This window comes from Priestia koreensis, assembly GCF_001274935.1.
In the GTDB taxonomy this organism is placed as follows: Bacteria; Bacillota; Bacilli; order Bacillales; family Bacillaceae_H; genus Bacillus_AG; species Bacillus_AG koreensis.
In genome coordinates, this window is record NZ_LILC01000019.1 from 70,841 (window position 1) to 89,038 (window position 18,198).

Sequence of the window (18,198 nt, forward strand, 5' to 3'; positions counted from 1 at the left end):
TAACGCTTTGTAGAGAAAATAACTAGTATAAAATCTGAAACCAATTGATATTGTATCAATGTTTTCTCAATGTTGACAAGAAATAAGCTGTTATTTACTGTAAATCGGAAATTTATAGGTTTTGCCTACCTGAATTTTATCAGGCGTTGTCTGTTTATTTAGCCCTGAAAAGTCTGAAATGATACGTTGCATAGGAATAGAACGCGTGTCTTTATTCACTTCTTCGATGATCGACAATACGGTATCACCAGGCTGGATTTTCACGGTGACGTAGGAAGAATTTTTGGTTTTCTTTGTAGCTTTTTCGGTTGATTTGTAAACAGGAGCAGAAGCAGTAGTTGCCGTGATAGGTAACGTACCTTTTGCAATATCGTGGTAGATAATAAAAGCGAAAAACAAGCATACGACTAGGATTATCAGTTTTTTCATCTTATCCTCCTGCAAATGCATCATTAATACAACGTATGCCTGTCCAAGAAGATGTATGAGTGGGTCTTAGAGGTGTAGTGTAAACAAACGAATACAGCTACATGTTCAACGCAAGTCTCTGTGAATCCTTTTTTAGGAAAGAATTTCAGCAAAGAAAAAAGCGCCGATTAAGCAGGAAGCTGTTTGTTCGGCGCTTTTGTTTTTTTTAGGGGGACGGATTTAATACTCATCATGATAAATAGAAGTGAAATGCCGATGTGCAGGAGAGACACCTGTTCTGTATAGATACCTATTAAAGATAGCAAGGAAAAAAAGACCGTTGAGAACGTTGTGCTATATAAAGAGATCGTCCACAGCTGCTTGTAGAGAAGGGTACGCTTGAACAACTTTGCTATAGCCATTGCAACGAAACCAAACAAGCTGATACCAATAAACTTCATCATGGCTGAAAAAAGATAAACGAGAACGAAATAAAGAGGTAAAAGGAAATAAGTAAAGGTTTTAAATTCTTGAAGCTTATCGGCTACCTGATCACCGGTTAACGGTTTATTCCCTAATAAATAATAGGAATATACTTGAGTCTGATTGTTGGATTTAATAACGAATCCATCTTTTGATAATCCAATGGCTTCTCGGGATGATAAGGTAAGATCCTCTATAGAGTGCTTGTCGTCGATAAAATAGATCATTTTCTTTTTTGAAAGAGCGACGGTTTTTGGGCCAGAGGAAATAAGCTCTCCATCTTTAATGACGAAAGAATGAGGGTGCTTGGAGAGAAACGATTGAAATTCATCGTATCCGGACAAAACCGTCTGAGAAAAGAAAATGAAAAAAGGGATGAGTGAAAGGAAGACAAGGAAAAATCCCATCTTCAATACTCGACCGATACTTAGTAAACGAAAAAGTGCGATTTTTTTAGGTGAATAAAGACTGTAAAGCGTCTGTTGAAGGATATTCATTTTTCCTCCTCCTATCCCTTTAATTGTAAAAAGAAGGGCGGTAAAAGACAAGGAAATATTCACAATTTTATCGGTCAGAGTAAGGTAGCAAATATTTCTTTTAGAAGGGGGGTATATTATAATAAAAAGGAAATGATGGAGGTGACAGATGGATATTCTATATTGGATCTTAATTAGCGTCTCATTTTTAATTGCGTTTGTAGGGCTAGTGTACCCGATCATTCCTAGCGTGTTATTCGTAGCAATTGGATTTATTCTGTACGGATTGTTTTACGGTTTCGCTTCTTATAGCGTCGTGTTCTGGTTCGTCCAAGGATTTCTTACCATTGCGCTGTTCCTTGCTGATTATTTAGCGAATTTGGTTGGAGTGAAAAAATACGGAGGAACAAAAGCTGGGGTATGGGGAAGTACGGTTGGGTTGCTTGTTGGGCCATTCATTATACCGATTGTGGGAATTGTTATCGGGCCTTTTGTTGGGGCTGTTCTTGCGGAGCTTATTTTTAAAAGGCGTTCATTAAAAGAAGCATTTATGGTAGGAATCGGATCACTAATTGGCTTTTTTAGCGGTGTATTAACGAAGGGGCTTATTCAGCTGTTCATGGTTGGCTATTTCTTATATGCGGTATTAAAATAACGTATTGACAGTGGAAAGCATTCATGGTAAATTTTTAATGTCGTTACATAATTGTGATTTTTCCACAGTAGCTCAGTGGTAGAGCTATCGGCTGTTAACCGATCGGTCGCAGGTTCGAGTCCTGCCTGTGGAGCCATATGGCGGTGTAGCTCAGCTGGCTAGAGCGTACGGTTCATACCCGTGAGGTCGGGGGTTCGATCCCCTCCGCCGCTATTTACTACATATTTTGAATGATTACGTTCCACAGTAGCTCAGTGGTAGAGCTATCGGCTGTTAACCGATCGGTCGCAGGTTCGAGTCCTGCCTGTGGAGCCATATAGGACCCTTAGCTCAGCTGGTTAGAGCAGACGGCTCATAACCGTCCGGTCGCAGGTTCGAGTCCTGCAGGGTCCACCATTATAGCGCGGAGGAATACCCAAGTCCGGCTGAAGGGATCGGTCTTGAAAACCGACAGGGGTGTAACAGCCCGCGGGGGTTCGAATCCCCCTTCCTCCTCCATATTACATATACATTTCAAAAGAGAAGCAGATGCTTGTCTTTTTTTTGTGCAATAAATTCTTGTTTTGTGGCACGATAAAAGCAAGGCACGACGAAATGTTAATGGAATTGTTAAGAGTTTGTAAATTTTAAATAAACCGATTGTAAATTCGACATGATCTGATAAAATGTGAGCAGTTGGTTCTTAAATATATATATAAATTTTTGGAGGGTTTCCTATGATTTTTTCACCAAAAAAAGATGTGTTTTTCGAAATGTTATCGAAAATTTCCGCTAACATGAAAGAATCCACACATTTCTTCGTTGATTACAACATTAAAAATGCAAGTGACTTAAAAGAATTTGCAGAAGTAATGAAGAACTACGAACATAAAGGTGATTCTTATATTCACGAATTAATTGTGGCACTAAATAAGACGTTCATTACACCAATTGAGCGTGAGGATATCCTACAATTAGCAATGAAGATGGATGATGTATTAGACGGCTTAGAACAGTGGGTTGCTCGTTTAGAAATGTATTCTGTGACAGAAACAGACGATTACATGAAAAAATTCTTTGCTCTGATTCATCAAGCATCCATTGAAATTTCAAAAGCGATTGAATTATTAGCAAGCAAGAAGCTTGGCGAAATGCGTAAGCATGGTATCGAAATTAAAGATATTGAGTCTCGCTGTGATGAGCTATTGCGTTCATCGATTAAAAACTTGTTTGTTATTCAAAAAGATCCGATTCAATTAATTAAAATTAAAGAGCTATATGAAATGCTTGAAGATATCGCGGATAGCTGTGAAGATGTAGCCAATACGTTAGATACAATTATCATGAGAAACGCGTAAGGAGTTTATTTATGGATACGGTATTGCTTTTAACCATTCTAATCGTTATTTTTGCCTTGGCATTTGACTTTATTAACGGTTTCCATGACACGGCAAATGCGATTGCAACATCAGTTTCAACGCGCGCATTGTCTCCGCGTATTGCGATCATAATGGCCGCAACGATGAACTTAGTAGGGGCATTAACTTTTACAGGTGTTGCCACAACCATTACAAAAGATATTGTTGATCCATTTGCATTACAAAATGGTTCCATTGTTATTTTGTCTGGATTAATTTCTGCGATCATTTGGAACTTAGTTACGTGGTATTTCGGAATTCCAAGTAGTTCTTCGCATGCAATCATCGGTTCGATTGCAGGTGCTGCGGTTTCAGCGGCAGGATTTAAAGTGTTGAACTACGATGGATTTATTAAAATCCTTGAGGCACTTATTCTTTCTCCATTCCTTGCCTTGGCAATAGGATTTATCGTCATGACGATTTTCCGTTTTGTGTTCAAAAACTTCAATCTGGAAAAAACAAATCGTGGCTTCCGTACGTTCCAAATTTTCACAGCGGCGCTGCAATCATTCACACACGGAACGAATGATGCACAAAAAGCGATGGGGATTATCACAATGGCTCTCATCTCAGCAGGCATGCATACATCAAGCGATACAATCCCGTTCTGGGTGCGTATTTCAGCAGCTCTTGCAATGGGGATTGGGACATCCATTGGTGGATGGAAAATCATCAAAACCGTTGGTGGAAAGATCATGAAAATCCGTCCGGTTAACGGTGCGGCAGCAGATTTATCTTCTGCAATGATTATTTTTGGTGCAACAACAGTGCATCTACCAGTAAGTACAACGCACGTTATTTCATCTGCGATCATGGGTGTGGGTTCTGCTCAACGTGTCAAAGGTGTAAAATGGGGCGTAGCACAGCGTATTGTTATTACGTGGATTATCACACTGCCAGTTTCAGCAATTATGGCAGCGCTTGTGTATCAAATCTTACATCTTTTCTTTTAATAGACGCAAGGAAGCAGTAGCGATGGCCGCTGCTTCTTTTTTGAATTTCAATGTGTTTAGCAGGTATACATTGAGGGTAAGTGGAAAATATATAGTCGTTAAGCAATCTTTTAGGCAAATTGTTTGAAACAATAGCCTGAATTTGCTAATCTTACTTTAAAAGGTGTTAATCACCTCAAATTAGGTACATACATTGAAGGAGGAAATTAATTATGGCTTACGAATTACCACAATTACCTTACGCTTATGACGCACTAGAACCACACATTGACAAAGAAACGATGAACATTCATCACACAAAACATCACAACACATACGTAACAAACTTAAATAGTGCGTTAGATGGTCATGATGACCTAGCTGGTAAAAGCGTTGAAGAATTAATTTCTGATCTAGAAGCTTTACCAGAATCAGTACGTACAGCAGTACGTAACAACGGTGGCGGACATGCTAACCACAGTTTATTCTGGACATTACTTTCTCCAAACGGTGGCGGCGCGCCAACTGGTGAATTAGCTGACGCAATCAGCTCTAAATTCGGTAGCTTAGATGAGTTCAAAGAAGAATTCGCAAACGCTGCTAAAGGCCGTTTCGGTTCTGGTTGGGCTTGGTTAGTAGTAAACAACGGTGAGCTTGAAGTAACAAGCACTCCAAACCAAGACAGCCCATTAATGGAAGGTAAAACACCTATCCTAGGCTTAGACGTTTGGGAGCACGCATACTACTTAAACTACCAAAACCGTCGCCCTGACTACATTTCAGCATTCTGGAACGTAGTAAACTGGGATGAGGTTTCAAAACTTTACGCTAACGCTAAATAAGTTTTACTTATAATCAAAAGCCGGCAGAACCTTCTGCCGGCTTTTGTTTTCCAATAAATCCTTTTTACATAACTCCTTTTCTTTTCCACACACTATAGTGGAGAAGAAAAAAGGGGTTTTTATCATGAGTGTTTTAAAGAAAGTCATGGGTGAAGTCGAAGTAAGCAAAGACTTACTTTTGCTCTTAACCATTGGAGGATTATATGCATTAAGTATTGCGCTATCTAATTCATTTGTGAATATATATTTGTGGAAACAGTCTGGTGAATTGTTGGACATCGGTATTTATAATTTATCGATTGTAACGTTTCAACCGCTTACCTTTTTATTGGCTGGGAAATTGGCGAAAAAAATTGATCGAGTGGTTGTTTTACGCCTCGGTGTCTCCTTTCTGGCAGCCTTCTACATTGCCGTGTTAGTGTTTGGGGAACATGCTCACCAGTTTTTAGTGCTATTTGGAGCCATTCAAGGAATTGGAGCCGGATTTTATTGGCTAGCGTTTAACGTGTTAACGTTTGAAATTACGGAGCCAGAAACAAGAGATTTTTTCAACGGGTTTTTAGGGATTTTAAACTCTTCCGCTGGTATGATTGGGCCGATTGTGGCTGGTGTGATTATTTCCACTCTGTTTCGTTTTAACGGATATAACATCGTGTTTGGGATTTCGTTGGCTCTTTTTGTAGGAGCTGTGATCACAAGCTTTTTCCTTCAAAGGCGTGCTGCAGAAGGTCATTACTACTTAAAAGAGGTTCTTGCAGAACGAACAACCAATCGTGATTGGAAGCTTGTATTAAACGCTCATTTCTTTCAAGGATTAAGAGAGGGAACGTTTATCTTTGTTGTTTCAGTATTGGTATTTATTACGACGGGCAGTGAACTAGCGCTTGGAACATTTGGGCTAGTGAACTCGGCTGTTGCGTTTTTAGGCTATTACTTTGTTTCAAGGCTATTGAAGAAAAAGCACCGGTTAAAGGCAATCTTAACAGGTGGACTCATTCTATATGCTTCCGTCTACCTTTTAATTGTTCATCTTTCCTTTGTAAACTTAATTCTATATGCCATTTGTATTGCTGTAGCTTATCCAATGCTTCTGATCCCTTACACATCTTTAACATATGATGTGATTGGAAAGTGTCAAGATGTAGGTAAAAAGCGTATTGAATTTATCGTTGTGAGAGAGCTCTTTTTAAATATGGGGCGTATGACATCGATTATTGGTTTTATTATCGCGGTGGCCTTTTTTAACGAACGTATTAGTGTTCCTGTCTTACTAGCTATTGTAGGAGCAGGTCATACGTGCATCTACTTTTTTGTGCGTCACGTATCTGTATTAAAAGCAGAACAAGCGTCCCAAGAAATTACACAACCGAAAGCACCAACACCTATTTTGAACGAAGGGGACGGTGAATCACCTGTCTAGTTCTTAAAAGCCTCTCGTGTTGAAGACAAACGTTCTTCGGGCAAACGAGAGGTTATTCTTTTTTCTTACGTTTGTGACAAAAAAAGTATGTTTTGTGGCCGACAGGTCTTATTCTTTAGATAAGGTAGGGGGTTTTCCTTTTCAGTCGTAACAACGTCCTGTATAGTACTACTAGAGGAAAATGTAGAATTGCAGGTGTTGAAATGAAGAAAAAGAAAAAAAAGAAAACCCATCTAACGGGCAGACTGAATGTCCTTTTTTTGGTTGTTTTTCTCCTGTTTTCTACCTTGATTTTACGACTAGGAATCGTCCAAATTGTGAATGGGAAAACGTATGAAAAACAGGTAGAAAAAACAGAGGACAAAACGATTGATAATCCTGTGCCTCGAGGTGAGATATTCGACCGCTACAATCGTGTAATGGTTGATAATCAACCGCTCAATGCTATTACATATACGCGTTACTCAAATACGACACAGGAAGATCGCCTACGTGTCGCACGGAAATTGGCTCAGTATATCGACAAAGACACAAGCAAAGTGACAGAACGTGACCAAAAAGATTACTGGCTACAAACACGTCCAAAACAGGCGAAGCAAAAAATTACGAAAAAAGAATGGGCGCTGTTTAGTGACAGCAAGTTAACGGACAAGCAAATTTACGACAAGCAGTTAGAACGTATTACGGAAAAAGATTTGCAGTCCATTTCGAAACAAGAGCTTGAGGTCATTGCGATTAAACGCGAAATGGATAGCGGCTACACACAAACTACTCAAACGATTAAGAACGAGGGTGTAACACCAAAAGAGTATGCACTAGTGAGCGAGCATCTTGCTGAGCTTCCGGGTATAGATACGACAACTTACTGGGATCGTGACTACGTGTTTAATGATACGCTACGTACCCTGTTTGGAAATATCTCGTCTACGAACGAAGGAATTCCCCTTGATAGCTTAGACTATTACCTCTCTAAAGGATACAGTCGAAATGAGCAGGTGGGCACAAGCTACATTGAAAAGCAGTATGAAAGCATTCTAAGAGGCGAAAAATCTCAAACAAAAGATATTGAAGACCGTGCAGGGAATATTGTCGATCAAGTGACCATTGATAAAGGGCAGCGCGGAAAGGATATTTCGTTAACTATTGATGTGGCGCTGCAAACAGCAGTGGAACAGTCCATTGAGAAAGAGCTTCGTGAAACGAAAGCGAAGCCTACGACGCAATATTTAGATCGTGCGTTCATCGTCATGATGGATCCTCGTACAGGAGAAGTTCTGACCATGGCGGGGAAACGTCTTGTGAAAAATCCCGACACGGGTCAAATGGAAATGAAGGATTTTGCACTTGGAAATATGACGTCTGCCTACGCGATGGGTTCAGCGGTTAAAGGAGCTACGGTGCTCGCAGGTCTGGATTCAGGAGCGATTACGCCGAGTACACTTTTAGTCGATGCGCCGATTAAGTTCAAAGGAACAAAAGAGAAAAAGTCGACTCATAATATGGGGCCCATCAATTTACAGCGCGCTTTAAAAGAGTCGTCAAACGTATTTATGTTTAAGACGATCATGCGAATGGCTGGAGCAGAGTATAAGTACAACGGGTCGTTGAATATTCGTCCGTCCATTTTTGAGGAGATGCGCCAATATTATAGCCAGTTTGGTCTTGGGGTGAAGACAGGGATTGATCTTCCACAGGAGATGACGGGTTACAAAGGGAAAAGTCATACACCAGGTTTGGCGCTTGACTTTGCGATCGGTCAGTATGATACGTACACACCTCTTGAAATGGCGCAGTATATTTCAACGATTGCCAACGGCGGGTATCGTATGAAGCCGCAGATTGTGAAGGAAATCCGTGAGCCAACAATTAATAAAAATGAGCCAAGCAACGTATTGTATCATGCCGAACCAACGATTTTAAATCGTATTACGATGAAGGAATCGTATATTAAGCAAGTACAAGAAGGAATGAAAAAGGTTTATCAGGAGCCACATGGTACGGCTTATAATTATTTTAGAGGCGTAAGCTATGATCCGGCAGGTAAAACAGGTACGGCCCAAGCGTTTTATAATGGGAAGCCGACGTACAATTCTACGTTAGTTGGATTTGCTCCTTATAACAATCCTGAGGTTGCATTTGCGGTCGTAGTGCCGAATGCGTATACGACGTCTCCGAATGGAATTAGTCGCGAGATTGGTCGCGATGCGTTGGATGCTTACTTTAAGTTGAAGGAGCAGGGAGAGAAGGAATTAGAGGAGCAGGGTCAAGCGAATCAAAATTCTGTCAAAACGTCTTCTAAAAGCATTGAATCTGAAGTGAGTAAAATTCAATAAAGAGTTCGTGAGTCCACCTGTTAATGGGTGGACTTTTTTGTTGTGTTTTTGTTGTGGATGCAAAGCTTATAAGTTTGGATTTTCGAGCTAATTGCGTTGCTTGTCACTAGGCGACACGAAGGAGATATTCCGTTAAAAGGGAAACCCTCTCTACTAGTCCGGATCTTCGTTACAGATTGCTTCGCTTTCCACGGGGCGAGCGCTGAGCTTCCTCGTCGCTTTGCTTCCTGCGGGATCTCAGCTGACTCGCTAGTCCCGTAGGAGTCTTCGCATCTTCCACTATGATCCTCTTGTGTTTGGAATAGGGGAGGTTCAGTGGACTGGTTATCTAATCTGATTATGTGAGTGAGATAAATTTGAAAACCCCTCTACTAGTTCGGATCTCCATTACAGATTGCTTCGCTTTCCACGGGGCGAGCGCTGAGCTTCCTCGTCGCTTTGCTTCCTGCGGGATCTCAGCTGACTCGCTAGTCCCGTAGGAGTCTTCGCATCTTCCACTACGCCCCTTTTGTTGTTGGAATAGGGAAGGTGTAATGATCGTTAGTCTGATTATGTGAATGGAATAAATTCAAAAAAGCGTTACTAGTCCGGATCTCCATTACAGATTGCTTCGCTTTCCACGGGGCGAGCGCTGAGCTTCCTCGTCGCTTTGCTTCCTGCGGGATCTCAGCTGACCGCTAGTCCGGTAGGAGTCTCCGCATCTTTCACTACGATCCTTTTGTTGTTGGAGTAGGATTCATTCAGTCTGTCTCTGTTCTAAGTAGCGATAGACAAACAAGTTTTCGTTTTTTTAAAAGGAATCCCCTTTAATAGTGCGGATCTCCATTACAGATTGCTTCGCTTTCCACGGGGCGGACGCTGAGCTTCCTCGTCGCTTTACTTCCTGCGGGATTTCAGCTGACTCGACCATCCCGTAGGAGTCTATGCATCTTTCACTACGATCCTTTTGCGTTTAGGATATGGGAAATTCACTGGTCTGCTTATTTAATTTCACCATGCGAATGGGGTGGGAAAGGAAGTTGTCTCCAATTTAGTGACCTTTTAACTAATACGATAGATATAGGATTTACAAAACCTTTACACTCCCTTCAAACACAATTAATACTTGGGCTTTATTGTAGGAAATGTAGAAAGAAACAAAATACAAAGAGATCAAACGTGGGAGGAATTGTTGAATGAAACGCTTTAAAAGTCTTACTCTTCTTGTAGTGCTTGCACTAACGATGGTAGTTGCAGCAGCATGTGGCAATTCGAATAACGCTTCAGATTCAGACAAGTCAAACGGAAGCGGAGGAAAAGAGTTGTCAGGTTCGTTAGTAGTTTCTGGTTCTAGTGCGATGCAGCCTTTAGTAGCGGCAGCGGCTGAACAGTTTATGGCGAAGAATCCAAAAGTTAGCATCCAAGTTAACGGTGGAGGAAGCGGTACAGGTCTTAGTCAGGTTGCTGAAGGTTCTGTACAAATCGGAAACTCTGATGTATTCGCTGAAGAAAAAGAAGGTATCCCAGCTGATAAGCTAGTTGATCATAAAGTGGCAGTTGTAGGAATGACAGCAGCTGTGAACCCAGAAGTTGGAATTAAAGATATTTCAAAAGAAGACTTAATCAAAGTGTTTACAGGTAAAGTAACGAACTGGAAAGAAGTTGGCGGAAAAGACCAAAAGATCGTTCTTGTAAACCGTCCTGATTCTTCAGGTACTCGCGCGGTATTTAATAAATTTGCTTTAGATGGTGCTACTCCAGCAGAAGGAATCACAGAAGATTCTTCAAACACAGTTAAAAAGATCGTTGCTGAAACAAAAGGTGCGGTTGGTTACTTAGCTCTTTCATACTTCACGGACGACAAAGTAACACCACTTTCAATTGATGGTAAAGAAGCAACAGAAGAAAACGTAAAATCTGGTGAATTCCCAGTTTGGGCATATGAGCATTCTTACACAAAAGGAGAGCCTAACGAATTAGCGAAAGCATTCCTTGATTACATGATGAATGATGACGAAGTGAAAAAGAACATCATTCCGAAACAAGGATACATTTCTGCAGGCGACATGAAAGTAGAACGTGACGCAGAAGGTAACACTAAGTAAGAGGATCACAACTAGCTATATTCTAGGGTAAGTGCGTGTCAAACAGGCATTTACCCTATTATACCGTTATTGGGAGTGTTAAAAATGGAGAGACAGATAAAGTTAACAGCCAGCGAAAGGCTGATTAATTCAAGTAAAAATAGGCGTTTGGATGAAGTAAGAGGAAAAGTAATTGTAATGATTTGTGCAGCGATTATGATTATCGCAACGCTTGCGATTACGATTTTCTTAGTAACAAAGGGTTTACAAGCATTTGTTAAAAATGATGTAAGTCTAATTGAGTTCTTAACCAGTACGAATTGGAATCCTAGTGGAGATTCCCCTGAATATGGTACAGTTCCGTTTATTCTAGGATCATTTGCTGTTACCGTATTAGCTGCATTAATTGCCGCACCGTTAGGAATAGGTGGAGCTATTTTCATGACAGAAATCGCACCTTCATGGGGACGAAAAGTATTACAGCCTGTCATTGAATTATTAGTTGGTATTCCATCTGTTGTTTATGGATTCATAGGGCTTACAGTGTTAGTGCCATTTGTTCGTGAACATTTTGGAGGACTAGGTTTTAGTTTATTATCCGGTATGATCGTCCTTGCAGTAATGATCTTACCGACGGTTACAACCATTGCAACAGACGCAATGAGCGCATTGCCAAACAGCTTACGTGAAGGTTCGTATGCTCTCGGTGCAACACGCTGGCAGACGATTCGTAAAGTATTAATTCCAGCTGCGCTTCCATCATTACTAACAGCTGTCGTGTTAGGGATGGCTCGTGCATTTGGTGAAGCGTTAGCGGTTCAAATGGTTATTGGTAATACGCGTAATTTATTTAGCAGTATTTTAGATCCATCAGCTACGTTAACAACGATTATTACGCTGAACATGGGGCATACGACGTTCGGAAGCTTAGAAAACAACGTACTATGGTCAATGGGCTTAATCTTACTAGTGATGTCTTTCATTTTCATCATGATTATCCGTTACCTATCTGCTAGGAGGAAGTTTTAATGAATAGTAGAACAGCTGATAAAATTGCAACGGGCGTGTTCTCATTAATTGCCTTTATTATCGTTGCGATTCTCGTTGGATTATTTTCATACATTTTGGTAAACGGTGTGAGTCATATTTCTGGAAACTTTTTAACGACTCCATCGAGTAATATTATGGCGGGTGCTGGTATCCGCGATCAGTTATTTAACTCCTTTTATATTTTAATTATTACGATGCTTATTACGGTACCGCTCGGAGTAGGCGGGGGCATCTACATGGCTGAATACGCAAAACCAGGAAAAGTAACAAACTTTATTCGTACGTGTATTGAAGTGTTAGCTTCTCTTCCTTCAATCGTGATCGGGATGTTCGGTTTACTTATGTTCGTTAACCTTACAGGTTGGGGATATAGCATCATCGGTGGTGCACTTGCGCTAACGGTATTCAATATTCCTGTTATGGTTCGTGTAAGTGAAGATGCAATTCGCTCTGTTCCGAAAGAACAAAAAGAAGCAAGTTTGGCACTAGGTATCACGCACTGGCATACAATTAAGACCGTTATCTTACCAAGTGCATTTCCAATTATTTTAACAGGGGCCATTTTAGCTTCGGGACGTGTATTTGGGGAAGCGGCGGCATTATTATTTACAGCAGGACAAACCACACCAATTTTAAATTATGCCGACTGGAATCCGTTCTCTGCAACGTCACCGCTTAACCTTTTCCGACCAGCAGAAACGTTAGCAGTTCATATCTGGGCCGTTAACACACAGGGCTTAATTCCTGACGTAAAAGAAGTTGCAAACGGTGCTTCGGCTGTACTTGTATTATCAGTACTAATTTTCAATTTAGGAGCTCGATTTATCGGTAGCTTTATTCATAAAAAAATAACGGCATCAAAATAATTAACAGATAGGTGGTTCTGTCAATGGGAAAAATGGTAGCGGAATTGGAACGAAACACAGTTCTTGATGGAGGTGCAGAAATGGTGAACGCACAGCCACACATTTTAAAAATTCGTGATTTGAGCATTTATTATGGTGAAAAGCGCGCGGTTAATTCCATTTCATTTGATATCCATCAGCATGCGGTAACAGCTTTAATCGGTCCATCTGGATGCGGAAAGTCGACGTTTTTACGAAGCATTAATCGCATGAACGATTTAATCCCAGGAGCACGTGCAGAGGGAGAAATCATGTATGAGGATTTAAATATCCTACGCGGAGATGTAAATCTAGTTGAGCTTCGAAAAGAAATTGGGATGGTGTTTCAAAAGCCAAATCCATTCCCTAAGTCCATTTATAACAACATCACTCACGCGTTAAAATTTGCGGGCACGAAGCGAAAAGGCGACCTAGATCAGCTTGTGGAAGAAAGCTTACGAAAAGCAGCGCTATGGGATGAAGTCAAAGACCGTCTTCACGATTCGGCTCTTTCTCTCTCTGGTGGACAGCAGCAGCGTCTTTGTATCGCCAGAACGCTTGCAATGAAGCCAACGGTTTTATTATTGGATGAACCAGCATCAGCGCTCGATCCTATTTCTAACGCAAAGATTGAAGAGCTGATGCTCGATCTAAAGAAAGAGTATTCCATTATTATCGTGACGCACAACATGCAGCAGGCTTCTCGTATTTCAGATAAAACGGCCTTTTTCTTGAACGGAGATCTAGTAGAGTATGATGCGACAGAAACAATTTTTACACGTCCATCTCAAAAGCAAACAGAAGATTATATTTCTGGAAGATTCGGTTAAGGAGGCGTTTATATGATTGAGACTTTAACAAAGCCGGCTACGAAATCGGCAGCCTTTGAAATGAAGGATTTAAATTTATGGTATGGAACAAATCATGCCTTAAAGAACATTAGCTTTTCGATTTATCGAAACGAAATTACGGCGATTATCGGTCCTTCTGGATGCGGGAAATCAACGTTTATTAAAACATTAAATCTAATGATTAACACAAATCCTAGCGTGAAAATGTCCGGTGAAATTAATTACGACGGAATGAATATTTTGGATTCGAAAGTGGATCTTGTGGATTTACGTAAAAACGTCGGAATGGTGTTCCAAAAAGGAAATCCATTCCCACAGTCGATCTATAACAACGTTGCGTACGGGCCGCGAATTCACGGGATTAAAAAGAAAAAAGAGCTTGATGAGTTAGTCGAAAAAAGCTTAAAGGACGTAGCACTTTGGGATGAGGTTAAGGATCGCTTAGATGCTCCTGCTCTAGGGCTGTCTGGTGGACAGCAGCAGCGCTTGTGTATTGCGCGTGCCCTTGCTACAAAACCAGATGTACTGTTAATGGATGAGCCTACGTCTGCGCTAGACCCTATCTCAACGATTAAGATTGAAGAGCTTGTGCTTGAGTTGAAGAAAAAGTACACGATCGTGATGGTGACACACAACATGCAGCAGGCTGCTCGTGTGTCAGATAAAACAGCCTTTTTCTTAATGGGTGAGCTCATTGAAATTGATGCAACCGATAAAATTTTCTCAAATCCTGAGAAAAAACAAACAGAAGATTATATTACCGGACGATTTGGATAAGTCATTCAACACAGCTATAACTATCGTTTTATAGATTTGTAAATCATCTCAGGGAGTGGAGAGCAATGAACGTTCGTAAAAGTTTTGATTTGGAGCTTAAACAATTAAGAGATCAACTACTAAACATGGCAGAGCTCGCACAAAAAGCATTAGACAAAGCCATTTACAGCCTTCAGCATCAAGATTTACAAAAAGCAAAGCAAGTACTCGATGAAGATAACGTTATTAACCAGATGGAATTAGATATTAATAATAAAGCGATTGCTGTTATGGCGAAGCAGGCGCCGGTAGCTTCTGATCTACGACGCATTGTCGTAGCGATTAAAATTTCATCGGACGTAGAGCGAATTGGCGACTTAGCGGTGAACATTGCAAAGTCAACGCTTCGTATTGGAGATCAGCCTCTTATTAAGCCGATTGAAGACATTCCAAAAATGATGCAATTTGTTCAGCAGATGTTATTAGATGCCGTTACAGCGTTTTATTCAGAAGACGTCAACTTCTCGAAAGAAATCGCCGCAAAAGATGATACGGTTGATGAGATGTATGGAAAGATTATTACGGAACTTATGGAGCTAATGGCGATCCGTACGTCAGACGTAAAGCAAATTACGGAGCTTTCGTTCATTTGCCGAAACATTGAACGCGTCGGTGATCATATTACAAACATCAGCGAAAACATTATTTATTTAGTGACTGGCCATTTATACGATCTTAATCATTGAGTAGCAAAAAAAGCCCAAGTAAACGGGCTTTTTTTTATGGATTGAAATGTTAAGGAATGTAAAAATATTGTTAAAAGTTGGTTAATACCCGCCTTTTATAGGTCAAATGAATTACTCTAGAAGAGGTAATTAGATCTATAAATAGCGGGGGAAAGCATATGTGGAAAGGAACAAAAAGAATAAGAGAGCGTTCATTAAAGAAACTCTCTGCATTTCCAGGGAAACAACAGTGGGCCAATTTGAACGTTAGTAAAAAAATTGGATTGGTGTTTGGAATTATATTTGTTTTCATTGCTATTACGACTTTAGTAGTTGGGGTGGCACTAAGAAGCATTGCAGGTGAGACAGAGGTTATTAACGAAAAAAGCAAACGGGCGGTTGTAATTACAGAAATGGGCTCGTTAATACGAGCAAAGGATATCCGTATTGCAGACTATATCACTTTTTTAAAAGAAGATGATTTGAAGGGATATCGAACTGCTCGAAATGAGCTCAATGAACTGCTACATAAAGTAACGATCGAAACGTCTAGTACGAAACAGAAGGAATGGTTAAACAGAATTAAGGATAACAATGAGAAGATTGATGATACGTTCATTTCGACTGTGGCGCCTGCTGTTGTACGAATGGATACAGCCATTTATACGTCAGCTAGGAAAGATATTTCAAGTCTGCGTGATCAGAACGTGGAAACTCTTGCGGAATTACGTAAGGAAGCGTTGAAGGAAAGTGAACATGCCTACACAACCTCTGCTAAGCTTCAGAACTACGTGATGCTTGCGTTGATTTTGTCTGTCGTGATCATTCTGCTTGTAAGCATTCTGATTGTGACGTTTTTTACAAGCGTCATTCGTCACCAGCTAAATAACGTTGTGTATACGTCTGAACAAATTGCGAGCGGAAATTTAGCTGTTCCGCAGCGTATTTATGAGTCGAATGACGAGATCGGTCGTTTAACAAAGACCGTTCAGCGCATGACAGATCATTTGCGAGAAACGGTTACGCATCTATTTTCCGTGTCAGACGAGCTTCGAGGACAAAGTAGGGGCTTACTACATTCAGCTGAAGCAGTGCGAAGCAAAAGTGAAGATATTTCAGGAGCTGTTCAAGAACTGGCAAGTAATGCAACGGTTCAAGCTGATCACGCCACGGTGATTAATGAAACGATTGAAGCATTTTCTGAGGACGTTCATGAGGTTGCCGTATCAGGAAAATTTTTAGAGAAGTCATCACAGCACGTTAAAGAATTAACATACATAGGAAGCCGTTCGATGAACTATTCAATGAATAAAATGAAGCAAATTAATGAAGTCGTCATGCAATCCTATGAAAAAGTGCAGGATTTGCAACAGCAATCAGAGGAAATTTCAAAGCTAGTGGCCATTGTGAAAGATATTGCCGCTCAGACCCATCTTCTCGCATTAAATGCAACCATTGAAGCCGCACGAGCGGGGGAATTTGGGAAGGGATTTGCAGTCGTAGCAAATGAGGTCAGAAAGCTTTCCTCTCAAGTGAATCATGCGGTCCGCGATATTACCGCTATGACGGCAACCATTCAGTCCGTCTCACGTGATACGATGCAATCATTGCAACACGGATACACGCAAGTAGAAGAAGGAAGCACTCAAATGGCCGAAACGAATCAGAAGTTTTTTCATATTGAGGAAGAGGTAGAAAATATGACGAATCGTATTGTTCATATTTCTACAGCGCTACAGGGACTTAACGAGAAGGGAAGTCTTGTTCGAGATTCATTTCAGGAAGTGGCGGCTACTTCTCAAGACTTTACGTCAGGCACGATGTATTTTTCAGCGTCGATTCAAGAGCAAGATCAAGAAATTGAACATATGTTGACACGTATCACACAGCTCGGAAATCATGCCGAGCATTTGACACAGAGCGTGCAGCGTTTTACGATTTAACACAAAGAAGGAGGCGCTTTAAGCGGCCTCCTTTTATTGCGTAATGATGTTACTAATTTCGACGATACTCATGCCTTGTTTAATTTCGTAAGTACCGATTTGAATCTTTTGATTGAGCTGATGATCTGTTAAGTATTGAATAAAGTCACGCGTATTTTTAATTACACCTTGCTTTTGGAGCGCGTTCGCAACATCGCTGCTCGTAGTACCTGCTGAAACAGTGATGGTTACGTTCGAAGGTGGCACTGGCTGAGACAAAACCGGTTTGTCCGGTTTCTGTTCACTCTGTGGCTGTGCCCATTCCTGCTTAGACACGATTTTGTACCCTTTTTCCTCTAGAAAACTCTTTGCGCTTTTTTCAGTCAGTTTCGGAATCCGTTCCTGCGGCTTGGCAATGGTTTGTTCCATCGATGTGTAATAGACAATTCCAATAATACAGGTGGCAAGCAGCAGTCCAAAGGAAAAGGATCGAATAGTAGATGCAGTCATTCCGTACGACCTCGCTTGTATTTTTCTACCGTAACTAAAATATCTTGGATGGATAAAGACAATGTAGTGGCAATTTCACTAGGAGATACTCCGTTTTGAATCAGTTCTACAATTTGTTTTTGAACGAGTGGATGTTCGACCGCTTTAGGATGTTCCTTTTTTACTGTAGCAACAGGAATCGGGGAGTGGTCCATCAGTAGCTCTTCTTGGAGAAGCCCAATTTTTTTATTTACCTGATATTGGTCCTGCATCATTGTGATCGAAAGCGTTTCGACCTGATTCTCTAATGTCTTCAGACGATCCTTTTTGAGGAAGGACAAAAGGTAAAGCAGAATACTAGTCACGATTAAAATAATAAATACGAGTTTCATTGAATCACCTCAAATATCAATAAGATGTTTTGTAATTGCATGACGAGTTTCTCATTATTTAATAATTGGAATGATTTCCTGCTTTATCTTATCATGTAAATTTTAAAAGTTATAGAGTTT

17 protein-coding genes and 5 tRNA genes are annotated in these 18,198 nt (G+C 40.6%); 18 read left to right on the forward strand and 4 right to left on the reverse strand.

Going from position 1 to position 18,198, the window contains the following annotated elements; all coding sequences use genetic code 11:
- Window positions 1-90 precede the first annotated feature (90 nt).
- A complete protein-coding gene (locus AMD01_RS14260) occupies window positions 91-429 on the reverse strand; it encodes a hypothetical protein (protein ID WP_053402101.1) in 339 nt (112 codons plus the stop codon).
- 167 nt (window positions 430-596) lie between these two features.
- Window positions 597-1,388 carry a DUF1189 domain-containing protein gene (locus tag AMD01_RS14265; RefSeq protein ID WP_053402102.1) on the reverse strand — a complete coding sequence of 264 codons (792 nt, stop codon included), beginning with the start codon at window positions 1,386-1,388 and terminating at the stop codon, window positions 597-599.
- Window positions 1,389-1,536: 148 nt separating this feature from the next.
- Between AMD01_RS14265 and AMD01_RS14270 the strand changes: the two genes are divergently transcribed.
- The 18 genes from AMD01_RS14270 (at window position 1,537) to AMD01_RS14355 (ending at window position 17,218) form a co-directional block, all read left to right on the forward strand.
- On the forward strand, window positions 1,537-2,022 hold the full coding sequence (locus tag AMD01_RS14270) for a DUF456 domain-containing protein (protein ID WP_053402103.1): 486 nt from the start codon (window positions 1,537-1,539) through the stop codon (window positions 2,020-2,022).
- A 61-nt stretch (window positions 2,023-2,083) separates the two neighbouring features.
- A tRNA-Asn gene (locus AMD01_RS14275) sits at window positions 2,084-2,158 on the forward strand.
- 3 nt (window positions 2,159-2,161) lie between these two features.
- Window positions 2,162-2,235 (forward strand) — tRNA-Met (locus AMD01_RS14280).
- A gap of 27 nt (window positions 2,236-2,262) precedes the next feature.
- A tRNA-Asn gene (locus AMD01_RS14285) sits at window positions 2,263-2,337 on the forward strand.
- A gap of 4 nt (window positions 2,338-2,341) precedes the next feature.
- Window positions 2,342-2,418: transfer RNA gene (locus AMD01_RS14290), tRNA-Ile, on the forward strand.
- Between the two features lie 9 nt (window positions 2,419-2,427).
- A tRNA-Ser gene (locus AMD01_RS14295) sits at window positions 2,428-2,520 on the forward strand.
- A 218-nt stretch (window positions 2,521-2,738) separates the two neighbouring features.
- The gene (locus AMD01_RS14300) at window positions 2,739-3,359 is read left to right on the forward strand and encodes a DUF47 domain-containing protein (RefSeq protein WP_053402104.1); all 621 of its coding nucleotides are present in this window, start codon (window positions 2,739-2,741) and stop codon (window positions 3,357-3,359) included.
- Between the two features lie 11 nt (window positions 3,360-3,370).
- Window positions 3,371-4,372, forward strand: coding sequence for an inorganic phosphate transporter (locus AMD01_RS14305; protein WP_053402105.1), 1,002 nt, complete (start codon window positions 3,371-3,373; stop codon window positions 4,370-4,372).
- Window positions 4,373-4,584: 212 nt separating this feature from the next.
- Window positions 4,585-5,193 (forward strand): superoxide dismutase SodA, encoded by a 609-nt coding sequence (gene sodA, locus AMD01_RS14310; RefSeq protein ID WP_053402106.1) that lies wholly within the window; start codon window positions 4,585-4,587, stop codon window positions 5,191-5,193.
- Window positions 5,194-5,317: 124 nt separating this feature from the next.
- Window positions 5,318-6,613: an MFS transporter gene (locus AMD01_RS14315; RefSeq protein ID WP_053402107.1), complete on the forward strand. Its 1,296-nt coding sequence runs from the start codon at window positions 5,318-5,320 to the stop codon at window positions 6,611-6,613.
- Window positions 6,614-6,816: 203 nt separating this feature from the next.
- Window positions 6,817-8,946, forward strand: a complete 2,130-nt coding sequence (locus AMD01_RS14320; RefSeq protein WP_053402108.1) for a peptidoglycan D,D-transpeptidase FtsI family protein — start codon at window positions 6,817-6,819, stop codon at window positions 8,944-8,946.
- A 1,175-nt stretch (window positions 8,947-10,121) separates the two neighbouring features.
- Window positions 10,122-11,030 (forward strand): phosphate ABC transporter substrate-binding protein, encoded by a 909-nt coding sequence (locus AMD01_RS14325; protein ID WP_053402109.1) that lies wholly within the window; start codon window positions 10,122-10,124, stop codon window positions 11,028-11,030.
- Window positions 11,031-11,114: 84 nt separating this feature from the next.
- Window positions 11,115-12,038, forward strand: a complete 924-nt coding sequence (pstC, locus tag AMD01_RS14330) for a phosphate ABC transporter permease subunit PstC (protein WP_053402110.1) — start codon at window positions 11,115-11,117, stop codon at window positions 12,036-12,038.
- Complete coding sequence (pstA, locus tag AMD01_RS14335) at window positions 12,038-12,925, forward strand: phosphate ABC transporter permease PstA (protein WP_053402111.1); 888 nt, start codon at window positions 12,038-12,040, stop codon at window positions 12,923-12,925. Before pstC ends, pstA begins: the two co-directional genes overlap by 1 nt.
- A gap of 80 nt (window positions 12,926-13,005) precedes the next feature.
- Entirely contained in the window at window positions 13,006-13,773 is a 768-nt protein-coding gene (pstB, locus tag AMD01_RS14340; protein WP_157052755.1) for a phosphate ABC transporter ATP-binding protein PstB, read from the forward strand.
- Window positions 13,774-13,833: 60 nt separating this feature from the next.
- Entirely contained in the window at window positions 13,834-14,571 is a 738-nt protein-coding gene (gene pstB, locus AMD01_RS14345; RefSeq protein WP_425415146.1) for a phosphate ABC transporter ATP-binding protein PstB, read from the forward strand.
- Between the two features lie 65 nt (window positions 14,572-14,636).
- Window positions 14,637-15,296: a phosphate signaling complex protein PhoU gene (gene phoU, locus AMD01_RS14350; RefSeq protein ID WP_053402113.1), complete on the forward strand. Its 660-nt coding sequence runs from the start codon at window positions 14,637-14,639 to the stop codon at window positions 15,294-15,296.
- A gap of 158 nt (window positions 15,297-15,454) precedes the next feature.
- Window positions 15,455-17,218 carry a methyl-accepting chemotaxis protein gene (locus AMD01_RS14355; protein ID WP_053402114.1) on the forward strand — a complete coding sequence of 588 codons (1,764 nt, stop codon included), beginning with the start codon at window positions 15,455-15,457 and terminating at the stop codon, window positions 17,216-17,218.
- Between the two features lie 33 nt (window positions 17,219-17,251).
- Here AMD01_RS14355 and AMD01_RS14360 read toward each other — a convergent pair whose 3' ends face one another.
- Together AMD01_RS14360 and AMD01_RS14365 are read right to left on the reverse strand one after the other, a co-directional pair.
- Window positions 17,252-17,707 (reverse strand): endolytic transglycosylase MltG, encoded by a 456-nt coding sequence (locus AMD01_RS14360; RefSeq protein ID WP_053402115.1) that lies wholly within the window; start codon window positions 17,705-17,707, stop codon window positions 17,252-17,254.
- Window positions 17,704-18,078: a hypothetical protein gene (locus tag AMD01_RS14365; protein WP_053402116.1), complete on the reverse strand. Its 375-nt coding sequence runs from the start codon at window positions 18,076-18,078 to the stop codon at window positions 17,704-17,706. The genes AMD01_RS14360 and AMD01_RS14365 overlap by 4 nt, the downstream gene beginning before the upstream one ends.
- Between the last annotated feature and the right edge of the window lie 120 nt (window positions 18,079-18,198).